The sequence below is a fragment of the Paenibacillus taichungensis genome, assembly GCF_013359905.1.
Classification (GTDB): domain Bacteria; phylum Bacillota; class Bacilli; order Paenibacillales; family Paenibacillaceae; genus Paenibacillus; species Paenibacillus taichungensis.
Genome location: NZ_JABMCC010000118.1, coordinates 904,323 through 919,772 on the forward strand (window position 1 = coordinate 904,323; position 15,450 = coordinate 919,772).

Below are 15,450 nucleotides of genomic sequence, written 5' to 3' on the forward strand. Positions count from 1 at the left end.
TTTCCCGTACGTTAAGGGCGGAGAATGACGTTTGTTCATTCTCCGCCCTTTTTGCGTTTTTCGGGAATATATTCGCTTTAACCGAAATTCCATTTTATATCCAAGGAGAGATCAAGCATGAATGAAAAAACGTTAACCAGTCTGGGTTATCCCCAAATTCAAAAAAACGTTGCTAACTGTGCCCTATCCTATTTGGGCAAACGTTACGCAAGAGACATGAAGCCAATGGTGGACGCTTCTCTGATTCAAATGCGTCTGGAAGAGACCGCTGAAGCGGCAGCTTTGATTCGTAACGGCGCCAGTGTGCCCATTCCATCACTGGATGGCATGGAGACCATTATGGATCTGCTAGGTACCGGTTATTTATTTACGGAACGTGATTTCAGCCATCTCGCCCAATTTCTTCGCAGCTGCGCACAGCTTATGAAATACATGGAGGGCAAATCCGAAGTTGCCCCTACAGTTAGTCGCTACGCTTCATCCATGATATGGATGGAATCCCTGCTGAGTGAGATTGAACGCTGTATCCATAGTGGACGCATTCAGGATCAGGCGAGCAAGGAACTGATACGTATTCGTAAAAAAATGACAGTCAATGAGGAACGCATGAAGCGAAAGCTTGATTCTCTATTAAGCAAACACCGCTCCATCATGCAGGAAAATGTGATCAGTCAACGTGGTGGAAGAACAGTGCTGCCCATTAAGAAAGAATTCCGCAAACACATTAAAGGCAGTGTGCTGGATGAATCGGGAAGTGGCCAAACCGTATATATTGAGCCTGCTGAATTAGTAGGTCTGCAAATGGAGCTGGCTTCACTGCAAGCCGAGGAATCACGGGAGGAGATGAAAATCCTCGGTGACTTAACCTCCCTTGCTGAGTCTTATAATCGTGAAATCGCACTAAACACGGAAACGGTAGGAATTCTGGATTTCCTGTTCGCCAAAGCGAAATATGCGGCGACCATGGACGGACGGACTGTGCGCGTCAATGCCAATGGACGGGTTCGGCTTCATCATGCCCGCCATCCGTTTATGGGTGCATCCATGGTTCCGCTTGATTTTGCAATTGGTCAGACGTATTCCTCACTAATCATTACAGGGCCGAATACGGGTGGCAAAACGGTTGCACTCAAAACACTGGGTCTGCTTACCTTGATGATGCAATCCGGTCTGCTTGTGCCTGTCGATGAAGATGGCGAGATGGCCGTATATCATGAAATTGCTGTGGATATCGGCGATGGACAGAGCCTGGAGCAAGCACTCAGTACCTTTTCTGCACATATTCGCAACATGATTGGCATCCTGGAGCAAGCCGATTCATCGACACTTGTGCTTATTGACGAGATGGCCTCCGGTACCGATCCCGGTGAGGGAGTGGGACTCTCGATCGCCATGCTGGAGGAGCTGCACAGCCGTGGAGCTACCGTTATCGCGACAACCCATTTTGGGGAAATCAAACATTTTGCAGCAGCCACGCCTGGATTTGAGAATGCACGAATGGAATTTGATACGGTCTCTCTTCAACCTCTTTATCGATTGCGGATCGGAGAAGCCGGTGACAGCTATGCCTATTCCATTGCACTGAAATTGGGTATGCCACAGCGTATTATTGAGCGCTCCAAGCTCATTTCAGATCAGGGTGTCTCGCAAAGTGTCTCTTCCACCTCCTCTCCAACCGTGCCTAAAGTAAGTTCAACGTCATCGCAAATAAACAGCACGGTTGAACAAAAACAATGGAATGAAGCAAGGAACAAGACGAAACCTGTCAGCCCGTCCGTACAAACTGAAACAAAAAAGCAATCTGCTGATCGGCCTGAAACATTAGAACCCGCTTCCCTAGCCAAAGCATTCCGAAAAGGGGATCGCGTCTATGCAGCTTATCTGAACCAGTCAGGCATCGTATGTGATGTGGAGGACAGTCGCGGAAATATCGGAGTCATGCTGCGCGGACGTAAAGTCAAAATTCATAAGAAACGACTAACTCTGCACATCTCCGCAGATGAACTATATCCGGGTGACTATGACCTCGACATTGTGCTGGAGACCAAAGAGAACCGCAAGAAACGCAAACTGATGAGTCGCAAGCATGTGGAAGGACTGAAGATTGAATTGCCCCCTGAAGAATAACCGGAAATTTTATATAATGGGTTTAGTTGCTATACTTTAATAAACCTATCGGATCGTTCGTGGTTAGAAATTCATCGGGGAAGGAAGACTCGTATGTCTGTTGAGCAAGATACAAACAAAGTCACACCAGAAGTTCTTGTATGTCCTTTGTGTGGGGAGGCCAATGGCTGCTCCTATGCCGCTGGTCGTCCTCATTCAGAATGCTGGTGTAACCGGGCTGTGTTCCCAGAAGGGGTATTTGACCCCATTCCGGCAGAACAGCGTAGGAAGTCCTGCATCTGCGAGGCATGTCTGGATACGTATAAAAAGAAGACAGAGCAAAATAAAGAGCCCCACAGTTAACCCTGTGAGGCTCTTCTTCTATTGATATAATTTTGTATTGAAATACAGACCGTTACTTCTGCAGTTGTTGATAATGCGCTACAGCCTGCTTCAGTACAGGGTGACTCTCATCCATGGACGTATACTGGCTAAGTGCTGCTTCAATCCCTTTTTGCTGGATCGTAGTCTGGAGTTCTACCGCTTCCGGGTCTTCGGAAATGTCAAACTTGCAGGCAGCGGCCATGCCCATTGCCAGATGTGTTGTCTCCGTTCCATACTCGTAAGCCTGGAGAGCCGGGCGAACTAGACGGTCATTCGGGGACAGTTTCCGCAGTGGAGAACGTCCTACACGAGTTACCTCATCCGTCAGATGTGGGTTAACGAACCGTTCCAATATTTTGGCAATGTACATCTGATGATCGTCGGCATTGAATCCAAAACGCTTCACCAAAACTGCTCCGGTTTCCTGCAAGGCACCATATACGATGGATTTGACTTTTTCATCGGCGATAGCCTTCTGAATTGTATCAAACCCGTTCACATATCCAATATAAGCGGCAATACAGTGTCCGGTATTTACGGTAAACAGCTTCCGTTCGATATAAGGCTCCAGATCATCCACATACATTACACCCTCAACCGGTTTGAACGCAGGAGCCATTTGTGAACGGTCAACAACCCATTCATAGAAAGGCTCTACCTGTACATGCAATGGATCTTCATGATGCTGAATCGGCACAATCCGGTCCACGGCAGAGTCTGGGAAATACACATACTGATCCGCAAGCAGGCGAGTCCGCTCATCAAGCAGACCATATACATGTTCTTTCAGCTGAGTGCTGGCTCCAATTGCGTTTTCACAAGCAATGATGTGAAGCGGCTGGAAGACATCACCTGTTCCCAGTCTGGACGTAAGTCCTTTGGCAATACCGGGAGCAATATGTTTCAGGATGTTCACACCCACTGCGGTTGTGATCAATTCAGCTTCTGCAACGTTCTGAGCAACGGTATCCAGGTTGGTTCCATCGATCGCACTCACACCGGTAACTGTCTCCAGGTCCTTGGCTTCGTTAGCCAGTTCAACCGTGTATTCTCCACGCTGCTCTAGAGCCTTAACCAGCTCCTGGTTAACGTCCGAGAAAACGACATTGTAGCCTGCACGGGACAGAATCAAACCGATAAAGCCACGTCCAATATTACCTGCTCCAAAGTGAAGGGCCTTCATAGTTCCATTTCACTTTCCAAAATAGTGATGACTTCTTCAGCAGTTTGAGCATGACGCAAAGCTTCCATGTTCTCTTCCTCGGCGCAGATGACTGCGATGCTGGTCAGGATCTCCATATGTTCTCCGCCCTGAGCAGCGATACCAATTACCATATACGCTTTCTCTTCCCCAAAATCAACACCTTGCGGGAACTGAATGACCGATATACCTGTGGACAGGATAAATGATTTGGATTCCTTCGTGCCGTGTGGAATCGCAAGTCCGTTGCCAACATACGTGGAGACAATCTCTTCACGCTCCAGCATTTTGTCAATGTATTCAGCGGTGATATGTCCCGCGTCTTTCAAAATTTGACCTGCCATACGAATCGCTTCGTATTTATCCTGAGCCGTTGCATTCATGATGACTTTATCTTTAGTTAACACACTCATGTTTGAATACCTCCAATTTCTGTTTTGCTGCGGTAAAATCCCGCAAGTTCTTGGGACAAGTAATGAATAAGATCATCCCGGTTGCCTTTTTCAAGTAATGTGATCATTTCTTCCTGCAACAATAGTGCACTGATCTCACTCAGTACTTCCAAACTTTCCTTCGATAACTGTCTGGGTCCTAGCATCAAGAGCACATGGCTGACACCTGTCGGGTCTTCCGGCGTGCGCAGAAGCGGCTCTGTCAACTGGAACAGCGTGATTGAAGGACTGTGTATGCCATCACTGCGTGTATGAAACAAAGCGAGGGAAGTCCCAGGAATTTTCTGGCTTCCAACCGCTTCACGCTCCTCCAGCAGCCTGGCAATCTCTTCAGGATTATTTAACACACCAGATTGATGTAAAACGCTGCACATGGCATAGGCCGTGTCAAAAAATCCAATCTTCTGATTATCCAGCGGGAACACCTGAAACTTGCCGATAATCTGTACGATTTCAATCAGGGTCGCTTCCAGTCCAACCGGATCGGAAAATCGTCCTGTTGTCCTTGAATCTGCTTCAGGTGGGGGACTATGTTCCCGCTGAAGCGTCGTTGTCCTGATGAAGTGCCTTAAACGTTCACTTTCTTCTGCCGTCAGCAGTGGGCTCACCTTGTAGTATTGATGTTTATCCATTGGCAGATCCACAGTAGAGAGAACCAGATCATATTCCGTCTTTGGTATACGCGCGGCTTCATACCAGGACACACTGTCCACAATCCGAATCTCGGGAATTTCCTTGGACAGTCGGCTCGATAACATCCGTGAAGATCCGATCCCGCTCGTACAAACGACGACAGCCCTGATTTCACGTTTCAGCACCCGCAGTCGTTCAATGGAAGCACCGAAGTGCATCACCAAAAATCCAATCTCTTCATCCGGAACATCCGTATTGGGCCAAGCCTCTCGCACTGCTTGCTTTACATCCTCAAAGAGTGATTCATAATCCTTGCGGATCTGTTGAAGCAGCGGATTACGGATGAGCTGCCGATCATCCATTCGTTCCAGTACTGGCTCCATATGGGCAATCAGACCTTCACGGAGCAGACGATCCTCATGGAACGAATAATGAGTTTTCTGCTGCATCCGATCTGTGAGGGAACGAACCATGTCAAGTAAGACCAGATCGTCTACGGGCAGCAGACGTGAGGAATGAATCGATTGCTCGATTTCAATCAGCAGCCTGTGAAAATAAGCCTGCTCCTCGCCCACAAACTCCAGCCCAAGCTGGGCAGATAGAACACCGCACAAACGGGAAGCTAAATATTCCGGCACCTTCTGCTCAACATGTAGAGGCATTCCAACGTCTTTTTTGTCTTGTTGAGTGCTCCGACCTATGCCAAAACCTTTGCGAATCCGCACAACGGCTACAGACAATTGGATCAGCAGCTTCATGTATTGACGCTCCGGTATATTTTCCAACCACTCAATATCCGGCTGCCATAACGCGTTTTCGACCGTAAGTACATCCTCATGCCCTATCATTTCCAGAAGCTTGCTGCTTACTTTGGAAACTCCCTGCTCCGCCTGTCTACCGAACAAATCGGATTCATCCAGATATTCAAGAGCGAGCGCGGAAATAGCCATGCGATGAGCCAACTCACTTCCATTGATCTTGACCCCATATCCACGTCTGCGAACCAGCTTCAATCCTGCCAGCTGAATGCGTGGCTCCAGATCGTCCAGATCATTGCTTGCCGTAGATACGGTTACTTTCAGATCTGAGGCCAATGCAAGCAGCTTCACAGGCTCGGATTCATCCAGCAAAATACAAAGCATGAAGAGTTTACGCTCTTCGGGCGTAAACTCCACATATTCGTTAAGCTCAAGTTGTTGACGCAATACGGCCAAATCATCGGAACCGGGATCAATTCGAACCCCGGTTCCCGATTTTTTTTCCAATCTCATGCCAAGGGGCTCAAGCCATTGTTCAATCATCTGCAACTCTCGATGTACGGTACGAGTGCTTACTTTGACCGCAACAGCTATATCGCCAGCAGTTACTTCATGAGGATGCTCCAGCAGGAACTCCACGATCTCACGCTGTCTCCTTGTAATATTACTCATCAGGAGTCGGATTTGAGGCGCTCCACCAGTGCCTCATATTCAGGACTCTTCAGGAAGTTGTCGATGGAAATATGCTCTGCATTTGGAGCCACGGATTTGGCCCGGTCTGTCAATGTTTTCTGTGTGATGACGATGTCGGCATCTTGTGGAATCTCACTGATCGCCGTGTTGGTTACAGCGACATCCACACCGGCTGCCTTCATTTTCTTCCGGAGAATCGAGGCACCCATGGCACTCGAACCCATACCTGCATCACAGGAGAATACAATTTTATTGATATCCGTTTTTACTGCCGAAGAAGCAATATCGGCTGCACGGTCAGCTTCACGATTGTCTTTATCAACGGTGAGGTTGCCCGTTTTGCCCTGATTTTTCATATCTTTCATACGGTTGGACGCACTGTCCAGATCTTCTTCATCGTTCTTCTGTTTACCCGTTTTGAGCAGTATGGATGCTACGAGGAACGAGATGATCGCAGCTACGGCTACCCCTGCAAACATGCCCAGGTATCCACCCTTAGGTGTTAACAACGAGTAGGCAATGATACTTCCCGGTGACGGTGCTGATACCAAACCAGCTCCGGTTAGCATAAAGGTCAATGTACCCGCTACACCACCAGCCATCGCAGCCAGAATCAGTATCGGTCTCATCAGAATGTAAGGGAAATAAATCTCGTGAATCCCGCCAAAGAAATGGATGATTACAGCACCTGGAGCGGAAGATTTGGCTGATCCGCGACCGAAGAAACAGTATGCCAGCAAAATACCAAGTCCAGGTCCTGGATTGGATTCGAGCATGAATAATACGGATTGACCCAATTCTCTTGCTTGATCCGTAGCAATTGGTGTCAGAATACCATGGTTGATCGCATTGTTCAGGAATAATACTTTTCCTGGCTCAATGATCAGATTGACCAGCGGGAGAAGACCAGCATTCATCAAAGCTTCTACCCCAGCTGATAACACCTTGCTAATCGCTTCAACGAAAGGCCCAATGCCTTTAAGGGCTAGAAGGGCCAAAATCCCACCAATAATACCAGCGGAGAAGTTGTTAACCAGCATCTCAAACCCTGATTTGATTTTGCCATCGACAGCCTTGTCAAACTTCTTAATGACCCAGGCTCCCAACGGTCCGGCTATCATGGCGCCAAGAAACATTGGAATATCACTGCCGACAATAACCCCGATGGTCATGATCGCACCGACTACACCACCACGTTGGCCGTGTACCATGGTACCGCCTGTGTAACCGATAAGCAAAGGCAGCAAATATTTGATCATTGGATCAACCAATAATGCAAAATCTGCGTTAGGGAACCATCCTTTTGGAATGAACAATGCCGTAATCAGACCCCAGGCGATAAAAGCACCCATGTTCGGCATAACCATACCACTTAGGAAACGTCCAAACTTCTGAACGCCAACCCGTATTCCTCCGCTTTTTTCGGACTTTGCGTCCACTGAACTCATACTGAAAACCTCCTCAACATATTAAACCTTGATTCCACTGAATTTTGACAACGATGATCCAGACGAACGAAGGTACAAATCTGCAATAAATCTTAATTTACAACCATATCGTAAATGAAAACGGTATCTTCTACAACGAAATGAAAACCTACTTCCGTCATGAACGTTGATGACAAGATTTAAATTTAAAGGATTGTTCCATATTTAAACCCGTATATTGATCGAAACCTGTTATTCCCTTTCATGTATCATACCCACGAATTGCCCCATTTTAATGACAAATGAAATTGTAAATTTATTCTATTTAAATGAGCTGTTCCTACCTCATTTAGAAATGATGATGAAACATGTTAGATTGATATTTATTTCATCTAATTAGTCTAATTCATCGAGTAACAACGAAAAAGCGCAATGACCTCATCCTGATTCAGATGAGGCAATTGCGCCTAAGTATTCTCCGAATAAGCAATATCACCATTCGGATCTATAATCATCGATTCATTTTATTACCTTAAAAGAACTTTTGCATCAAGCTAAAACTCTCTATCCAATCGGTGAATTGTACCTTAATATTATTCCGTATGTTTACGATACGCATCCGCGTTCATCAACGTGGAAAGTGCTGCTGTCAGGTCGCCCTCAACACGAATCTCGATCATCCAGCCTTCCTCATATGGAGAGTTGTTAACCAGCTCCGGGGAATCCTGCAATGCATCATTCACAGCAATAATCGTTCCACTGACAGGAGAAAACAAATCCGAAACGGTTTTGACGGATTCAATCGTTCCAATGCCGTCTTCCGCTTTTACATCCGATTCCAGGTCAGGCAATTCCACAAACACAATGTCACCCAGCTGATGCTGCGCGAACTCGGTAATACCAATACGTACGGTATCCTCCCCTACGGTCTGCACCCATTCGTGCTCTTCACTGTACAGGAAATCACTTTTCAATTCGCTCATCGATATCCGCCTCGCTTTTCATTAATGAGTGCATGCGTTTCTTTGACCTTAACCTTTTTCCCAGAACATAGCGTATGATATTTTCGATTCAAATGTCAAGATACCTCACAATTTATTTGTTTTTCTTCCTTATATACCTGTAACTCAAATGCACTCTCCCTACATATAATGGTGAATATTAGAAAAGTAAGCGCACTCTTTATAAATAGACGAACGTTATGAAACGAATTAAAAATATCATTCGGCTTTTTTATTCATTTCTATGATATCGTTCTTGACATCAATAGTCGATTCAGGCTTTAATGAGAGTAGTAAATGTGTTTAATTGGTCTATGCAATACCCGCGGATGAATGTAAAGGGAGAGATTACCCTTGACACCCGAATCAGGGTGTACATGCGGTAACGCCGAAGGAGTAAACCATCGACAAGCGGAGGTGAATCTCTCAGGCAAAAGGACTTTTACGGGACGCAACTCTGGAGAGCATCTAATCGCCCTGTGTGGGCGTTATGATCACCCAAGGGGAAACCTGCTGCATCATGCGGCGGGGTAACTCTCAGGTACCAAGGACAGAGCCTAAGAATACAGCGTGCTTCTGGCATGCCGATTCTTTGGCCTGTCCTTTTCCTTTTTCCCAAAAAAACGAAAACAGGTTATAGAGCGGCGCTGCCTATCGCGTCCTTACCTTACTTTTATAATAAAATATGATGCCAGATTCATTGATCCATGATTAAACACTCGGCCGGTTAACGGCCCATGACGAGGTGATTGGATGTCCGATTTGCTTAGAACCCCACTCTTTCCACTCTATCAGCAATATGAAGGCGTACGATGCATTGATTTTGGTGGCTGGGAGCTACCGGTACAATTCAGCGGAATTCAGAAAGAGCATGAAGCGGTGCGAGAACGTGCTGGATTATTTGATGTATCCCACATGGGCGAATTCACCGTACAAGGTGAACATGCAGAAGCTTTTTTACAGCACATGACCACTAATGATGTAACAACACTCGTTACCGGTCAGGCCCAATATACGTTAATGTGTTATCCGGATGGTGGCGTGGTCGATGATCTGCTGATTTATAAACTGAAAGACCAGCATTATATGCTGGTGGTTAACGCCTCCAACATCGATAAGGACTGGGCATGGCTGCAACAGCACATGATGCCTGGCGTAACGATGACCAATGATTCGGATCAAACAGCGCTGCTTGCTCTGCAAGGTCCGCTGGCAGTAGATATTCTCAGAACGGTGACAGACACGGATGTGTCTTCGATTGAGCCTTTCCGCTTTGTGGCAAATGCGAAGGTATGCGGCGTTACATTGCTGTTATCCCGTACCGGATATACGGGTGAAGATGGCTTTGAGCTCTACGTTCCTGCGGAACAAGCCGCTGCGGTCTGGAACGGATTGATGCAAGCCGGAGAAGCTCACGGACTTGTTCCGACAGGACTGGGTGCTCGGGATACGCTGCGCTTTGAAGCCAAGCTGCCCCTGTATGGACAGGAATTGTCTGCAACTATCTCACCGCTGGAGGCTGGCGTCGGCATGTTTGTGAAGTTAAATGCAGGACCGTTTATCGGACATGAAGCCTTGTTGCAGCAAAAAAATGATGGACCTGCCCGCAAGCTGGTCGGGATCGAAGTACTGGAGCGCGGCATTCCTCGCCCTCATTATCCCATTTACGCCGAAGGTGTGCAGATTGGTGAAGTGACCACAGGGACTCAGTCGCCTACGTTGAAACGTAATCTGGGGCTGGCCTTGATCGACAGCAAATATGCTGCACTGGGTACCCCGCTGGAGATTGAGATTCGTGGCAAGAAACTAAAAGCCGAGGTCGTGAAGACCCCTTTTCATAAACGGACACGTGCGCCAAAGACACCTACTCAAGGAGCTGATCAAGCATGAGCAAGCATCGCTACATTCCCATGACCGAGCAGGATCAGAGTGCCATGTTGGCAACCATCGGCGTGGAAACGATTGAAGATCTGTTCCATGACATTCCACAGGAGATTCGCTATCAGGGTGAACTGCCTGTTTCCTCCAAACTTGATGAATATGCACTGACACGTCATATGTCGAAGCAAGCGGCAGCGAATGCCAACTTCGAGACACACGCCAGTTTCCTGGGTGCAGGTATTTATGATCACCACGTACCTTCCGTCATTAATCATGTCATCTCCCGTTCCGAGTTCTATACCGCCTATACACCTTATCAACCCGAGATCAGCCAAGGAGAATTGCAGGCGATTTTCGAGTTTCAATCCTATATCTGTGAGTTGACAGGTATGGCTGTAGCCAATGCCAGTATGTACGATGGTGCGACTGCATTTGCGGAAGCAGGCAATCTGGCCGCAGCGGCAACCCGCCGCAAACAACTGATTGTGTCACGCACCGTGCACCCTGAATCCCGTCAGGTATTGCAAGCTTATGCTCACGGCCTCAATCTGGAGATTGTTGAAATTGGATATCAAAATGGTGTAACAGACTGGGATGCCCTGCAAGCCGCCGTGTCCGATGACACCGCAGCTGTCATGATCCAGAGCCCGAACTTCTTCGGCGCCGTGGAAAATGTAAAACAGGCCGCAGATCTTGCGCATGCGCACAAGAGCCTGCTCGTGGTCAGCGCCAACCCGCTATCGCTGGGTCTGCTGGAAGCCCCAGGCAAGCTGGGTGCTGACATCGTCGTTGGCGACGCGCAGCCCCTTGGCATCGCCGCTTCACTCGGCGGCCCAACATGCGGATATTTCGCGGTATCCCAGGCTCATATGCGCCGGATTCCTGGCCGCATTGTAGGCCAGACAACGGACCGCAACGGCAAGCGTGGTTTTGTACTCACGCTGCAAGCACGGGAACAGCATATTCGCCGGGAAAAGGCGACGTCCAACATCTGTTCCAACCAGGCGTTACTCGCGCTGAGCGCCTCTGTATATATGTCCATTATGGGTAAACAAGGCATGATCGACGTCGCTGATTTGAATTTGCAAAAGAGCCATTATGCCCTTAACACGTTTACCGCAATTCCAGGCGTCTCTCTTACGTTTACCGCTCCTACGTTCAATGAGTTTGTTATTCAACTGCCTGAAGGAACAAATGTGGAACCACTGCAACTGAAATTGCTCGATGCAGGTTTCATTGGCGGCTATGAACTTGGCCGTGATTATCCTGAGCTCGCTGGACATATGCTGATTGCGGTTACTGAACGACGCAGCAAGGAAGAGATCGACGAATTCGCACGTGTATTGGAGGGATCGCTGTGACTCAGGAAACGACAACAAAGACAACGACGACATCAGCACAAGGACAATCGGAAACGGTAACCTCTATCTCCACTTCGGGCCAACCTGAAACTAACACAACAGTTACTGATCGAGCTGCCTCTCCAGCACCGGAGCAATCGTTAATTTTTGAACTCAGCAGTCCGGGTCGGGTCGCTTATTCCTTGCCTGAATGCGACGTTCCCCGTCAAGCTGTGGATTCCCTGATTCCCCGGGAAATGCTTCGGTCGGAAGCAGCAGCATTGCCTGAGGTTTTTGAAGTTGACGTCATTCGCCATTACACTGCCCTGTCTCGTCGTAATTTCGGGGTAGATAACGGATTCTATCCGCTGGGCTCTTGTACGATGAAATATAATCCGAAGATTAATGAGGATGTGGCCCGTTACAACGGATTCGCCAAAATTCATCCCTATCAGCATGAATCCAGCATTCAAGGTGCACTTGAGCTGCTCTACACGTTGCAAAATGATCTTGCCGGACTAACCGGTATGGATGCCGTTACGCTGCAACCGGCCGCTGGTGCACATGGCGAATGGACCGGGCTCATGATGATCCGTGCCTACCACGAAGGTCGTGGTGAACAGCGCACAAAAGTTATCGTACCGGACTCTTCTCACGGGACCAACCCAGCAAGTGCAACCGTAGCAGGTTTCGAAACGGTAACGATCCCTTCCCGCGCAGACGGGCTGGTGGATCTGGACGCACTTCGCGCAGCTGTTGGCTCGGACACCGCAGCGCTCATGCTGACCAACCCGAACACACTCGGACTCTTTGAAAAAGACATTCAGGAAATTGCCACCATTGTGCACCAGGCAGGTGGCCTGCTGTACTACGATGGAGCCAACTCCAATGCCATTATGGGCATCACCCGACCTGGCGATATGGGCTTTGACGTGGTGCATCTGAATTTGCATAAAACGATGAGTACTCCGCACGGCGGAGGTGGACCTGGTGCCGGCCCGGTTGGCGTGAAGAGCCGCTTGATTCCATTTCTGCCAAAACCGATGGTCATCAAGAATGATGAGGGCATATATGCGTTGGATCGCGAAGGTGATCAATCCATTGGCCGGGTCAAAGCTTACTATGGTAACTTCGGTATTCTGGTCCGCGCCTATGCCTACATTCGTACTTATGGACCTGAAGGCTTACGACGGGTATCCGAATGTGCGGTGCTCAACGCCAACTACATGATGGCTCGTCTCGCACCTTACTACGAGATTCCGTATCCAGGCGTTTGTAAACATGAATTCGTTATGTCTGGTCGGGGGTTGAAGCAGTATGGTGTACGTACACTGGATGTTGCCAAACGATTGCTTGATTTTGGGTATCACCCGCCAACTGTGTACTTCCCACTGAACGTTGAGGAGTGCATCATGATCGAGCCAACGGAAACCGAGAGTAAAGAAACACTTGATGGGTTCATCGATACGATGATTCGCATTGCCAAGGAAGCAGAAGAGACACCTGAATTAGTACTCAATGCCCCTTATGGCACACCGGTTACCCGTCTGGATGAAACAACAGCTGCCCGTAAACCTGTATTGAACTGTGCTTGCAGTTAAAAGCTAACCTAATAAACTTGCATTTGATACCTGCAACGACATCCGAACTATGTTATGATCCCAGGACTGGCATGATACGATCATTACAATATTCTGTCGTTGATAATCAGTAATAAATGCCAAAAACAGCCGCATTTTGCTTTCTGCGCGGCTGTTTTTCTTATTGTTTATTAACCTGTCAGCTTTATTTTATCTTCCCGGTTTAGGGCTTCCAATTGGCCCGTTCCTTCTTGCCCAATCGCGGACAGGTGTAACAATAGGAGCGGCCTTGTCGTAAATATTGCAGGCAACAGACATTTTTGATCGCAAGTCTCTTCGAAGGCTCCAGCGGATGATCAATCATCCGCACCCTTACGCGAAGCGGATTCTTGACCAGACCAAATACATCAGCTTCCAGACCATTTTGCACCACCTGTTCATCAGCGGCAAACTGACGCAAGAGAGCCTCCTCGTCTTGATACGTATTATGGATATTCTCCCTGTAGTTTTGCAGAGCCGTTGGCAACTGCCCCCACAACATACTTACATGCAACCCGGAAGCTTTGGACAAACACTCCATAAGGGGACGTGCAGTCTGACTGTAAAAACGTCTTAATTCTGCTTCAAGCCAGACCGTTCTTTCCTCCGAATCCTTCGGAGCGAGAATGACATTCATTTTCTCAAGTTGAAAAGCAATTCGTGTATATCCGGTTTCCTTCATCAAATGTATACTCAGATTGGCTAGCGAGAAATTCGGAGCTGCATCATGGACGGATAAGGTATATTGCAGCGCAGCTGCCACATCACCGAACCAACTGGTGAAGTAGGCTGCGGCAACCGCTAGATCCTGTCCCTCGATTAACTGTTGATAGGCGGACAAAAAGCTTCTCATTGCCTCCGGATCAACAATAGATTCTCCACATAGCGATACCACGGGTACACCATTCAGTTCCTGTACAAGATTAAAGTGCTTGCCCAGTTCCTCACAAATCCGGTCATTCATCATTCGCCGAACAAACGATTCAGGTCATCCAGCATGGAAGTAGCCGCATTGGGTCCATACCCGCCAAACCACGAATCTGAAGCCACCTGGAATACCTGATTATTTTTAACAGCCTTCATGTTTTTCCAAATCCCCAAGCTCTGCAGATTGTTATAGATTTCTTCATTATCATTAATAAGGATAATATAATCCGGATCGATTTCTGGCAGCTTTTCATTAGACAACACTTCATAGCGACTTTCAGCGCTTGTCACTGGGAAAACAGCCGGTCTGGAGAAACCGAAATCATCATAAAGCCACTTGTAGTCCATGTCTCCGTAATACCGAATATCATTTCTTATCCGCAATACCATCAGTGTCTTACCCTCTGCTTTGGCGTGAACCTTCTGGATCGCCTCAGCTTTATGCGTTTCATAGGTATTTATCACTTCTTCTGCCTTTTCGTTCAGACCAAAGGCCGCCGCGGTAGCTCGAAATGCCGTCTGCCAATCTGGTGCCACATATCCATTCTCAAGCATGGCCGTTGGAGCAATTTTGGCATAATTCTCGAATTGCTCTTTGCTGTTCGTATCTGTCACAATCAGATCTGGTCCAAGAGAGAGCATTTTCTCTGCACTGACCTTACCTTGATCACCGATGATAGCCACATCATTCAAGAAAGGCTTCAAATATAACGGAAAATCTTCGTTCTGTGATTTCACCGTAGCTTTTGGTGTCATGCCAAGTGCAATCAGGTGATCCGTCAAATATGTCACTGTAGAAGCAATGTTTTCTGGCTTTTGCGGTAATGTCTGCTCACCATTTGTATCCTTAAATGTAAATGTGGCATCTTGGGACTCATCCGATGCCGCTTGTTCCTGTTTCGTCGGTTCTGCCTCAGACGAACCTGACTTCTCTTTGTTGCAACAGGCCACAATTAATAATAACACCGCAAGCAAAACTGCTGTTAAAGTGAAATAGCGTTGATTTCGTTGTTTCATGTTCTACAAAT

12 protein-coding genes and 2 riboswitches are annotated in these 15,450 nt (G+C 47.6%); of the genes, 5 read left to right on the forward strand and 7 right to left on the reverse strand.

All coding sequences use genetic code 11. The features are described 5' to 3' along the window. The first annotated feature begins 117 nt into the window (after positions 1–117). A complete protein-coding gene (locus HP548_RS27240; protein WP_175383373.1) occupies positions 118–2,127 on the forward strand; it encodes an endonuclease MutS2 in 2,010 nt (669 codons plus the stop codon). A gap of 93 nt (positions 2,128–2,220) precedes the next feature. Beyond that, positions 2,221–2,469, forward strand: coding sequence for a cysteine-rich CWC family protein (locus HP548_RS27245; RefSeq protein ID WP_099856835.1), 249 nt, complete (start codon positions 2,221–2,223; stop codon positions 2,467–2,469). A 52-nt stretch (positions 2,470–2,521) separates the two neighbouring features. Here HP548_RS27245 and HP548_RS27250 read toward each other — a convergent pair whose 3' ends face one another. The 5 genes from HP548_RS27250 to gcvH all read right to left on the reverse strand — a co-directional run bounded on the left by HP548_RS27250 (position 2,522) and on the right by gcvH (position 8,637). Then, positions 2,522–3,673, reverse strand: coding sequence for a mannitol-1-phosphate 5-dehydrogenase (locus HP548_RS27250; RefSeq protein ID WP_076287796.1), 1,152 nt, complete (start codon positions 3,671–3,673; stop codon positions 2,522–2,524). After that, a complete protein-coding gene (locus HP548_RS27255) occupies positions 3,670–4,104 on the reverse strand; it encodes a PTS sugar transporter subunit IIA (RefSeq protein ID WP_024633110.1) in 435 nt (144 codons plus the stop codon). The genes HP548_RS27250 and HP548_RS27255 overlap by 4 nt, the downstream gene beginning before the upstream one ends. Further along, on the reverse strand, positions 4,101–6,206 hold the full coding sequence (locus tag HP548_RS27260) for a BglG family transcription antiterminator (protein ID WP_175383374.1): 2,106 nt from the start codon (positions 6,204–6,206) through the stop codon (positions 4,101–4,103). The genes HP548_RS27255 and HP548_RS27260 overlap by 4 nt, the downstream gene beginning before the upstream one ends. After that, positions 6,206–7,675 carry a PTS mannitol transporter subunit IICB gene (locus tag HP548_RS27265; RefSeq protein ID WP_163757572.1) on the reverse strand — a complete coding sequence of 490 codons (1,470 nt, stop codon included), beginning with the start codon at positions 7,673–7,675 and terminating at the stop codon, positions 6,206–6,208. Before HP548_RS27265 ends, HP548_RS27260 begins: the two co-directional genes overlap by 1 nt. A gap of 572 nt (positions 7,676–8,247) precedes the next feature. Continuing rightward, positions 8,248–8,637 (reverse strand): glycine cleavage system protein GcvH, encoded by a 390-nt coding sequence (gene gcvH / locus HP548_RS27270; protein WP_063566882.1) that lies wholly within the window; start codon positions 8,635–8,637, stop codon positions 8,248–8,250. 347 nt (positions 8,638–8,984) lie between these two features. Beyond that, a riboswitch (glycine riboswitch) is annotated at positions 8,985–9,107 on the forward strand. Between the two features lie 3 nt (positions 9,108–9,110). Then, a riboswitch (glycine riboswitch) is annotated at positions 9,111–9,211 on the forward strand. 197 nt (positions 9,212–9,408) lie between these two features. Here gcvH and gcvT point away from each other — a divergent pair. The 3 genes from gcvT (at position 9,409) to gcvPB (ending at position 13,477) form a co-directional block, all read left to right on the forward strand. After that, complete coding sequence (gcvT, locus tag HP548_RS27275) at positions 9,409–10,545, forward strand: glycine cleavage system aminomethyltransferase GcvT (protein ID WP_175383375.1); 1,137 nt, start codon at positions 9,409–9,411, stop codon at positions 10,543–10,545. Further along, a complete protein-coding gene (gene gcvPA, locus HP548_RS27280; protein ID WP_063566880.1) occupies positions 10,542–11,897 on the forward strand; it encodes an aminomethyl-transferring glycine dehydrogenase subunit GcvPA in 1,356 nt (451 codons plus the stop codon). Before gcvT ends, gcvPA begins: the two co-directional genes overlap by 4 nt. 143 nt (positions 11,898–12,040) lie before the next feature. Further along, positions 12,041–13,477 (forward strand): aminomethyl-transferring glycine dehydrogenase subunit GcvPB, encoded by a 1,437-nt coding sequence (gene gcvPB, locus HP548_RS27285; RefSeq protein ID WP_175383439.1) that lies wholly within the window; start codon positions 12,041–12,043, stop codon positions 13,475–13,477. Between the two features lie 202 nt (positions 13,478–13,679). On the opposite strand, the gene HP548_RS27290 is transcribed toward gcvPB, so the two are convergent. Both HP548_RS27290 and HP548_RS27295 read right to left on the reverse strand, forming a co-directional pair. Further along, the gene (locus HP548_RS27290; protein WP_175383376.1) at positions 13,680–14,459 is read right to left on the reverse strand and encodes a hypothetical protein; all 780 of its coding nucleotides are present in this window, start codon (positions 14,457–14,459) and stop codon (positions 13,680–13,682) included. Beyond that, positions 14,459–15,439, reverse strand: coding sequence for an ABC transporter substrate-binding protein (locus HP548_RS27295; RefSeq protein WP_175383377.1), 981 nt, complete (start codon positions 15,437–15,439; stop codon positions 14,459–14,461). Before HP548_RS27295 ends, HP548_RS27290 begins: the two co-directional genes overlap by 1 nt. Positions 15,440–15,450 lie beyond the last annotated feature (11 nt).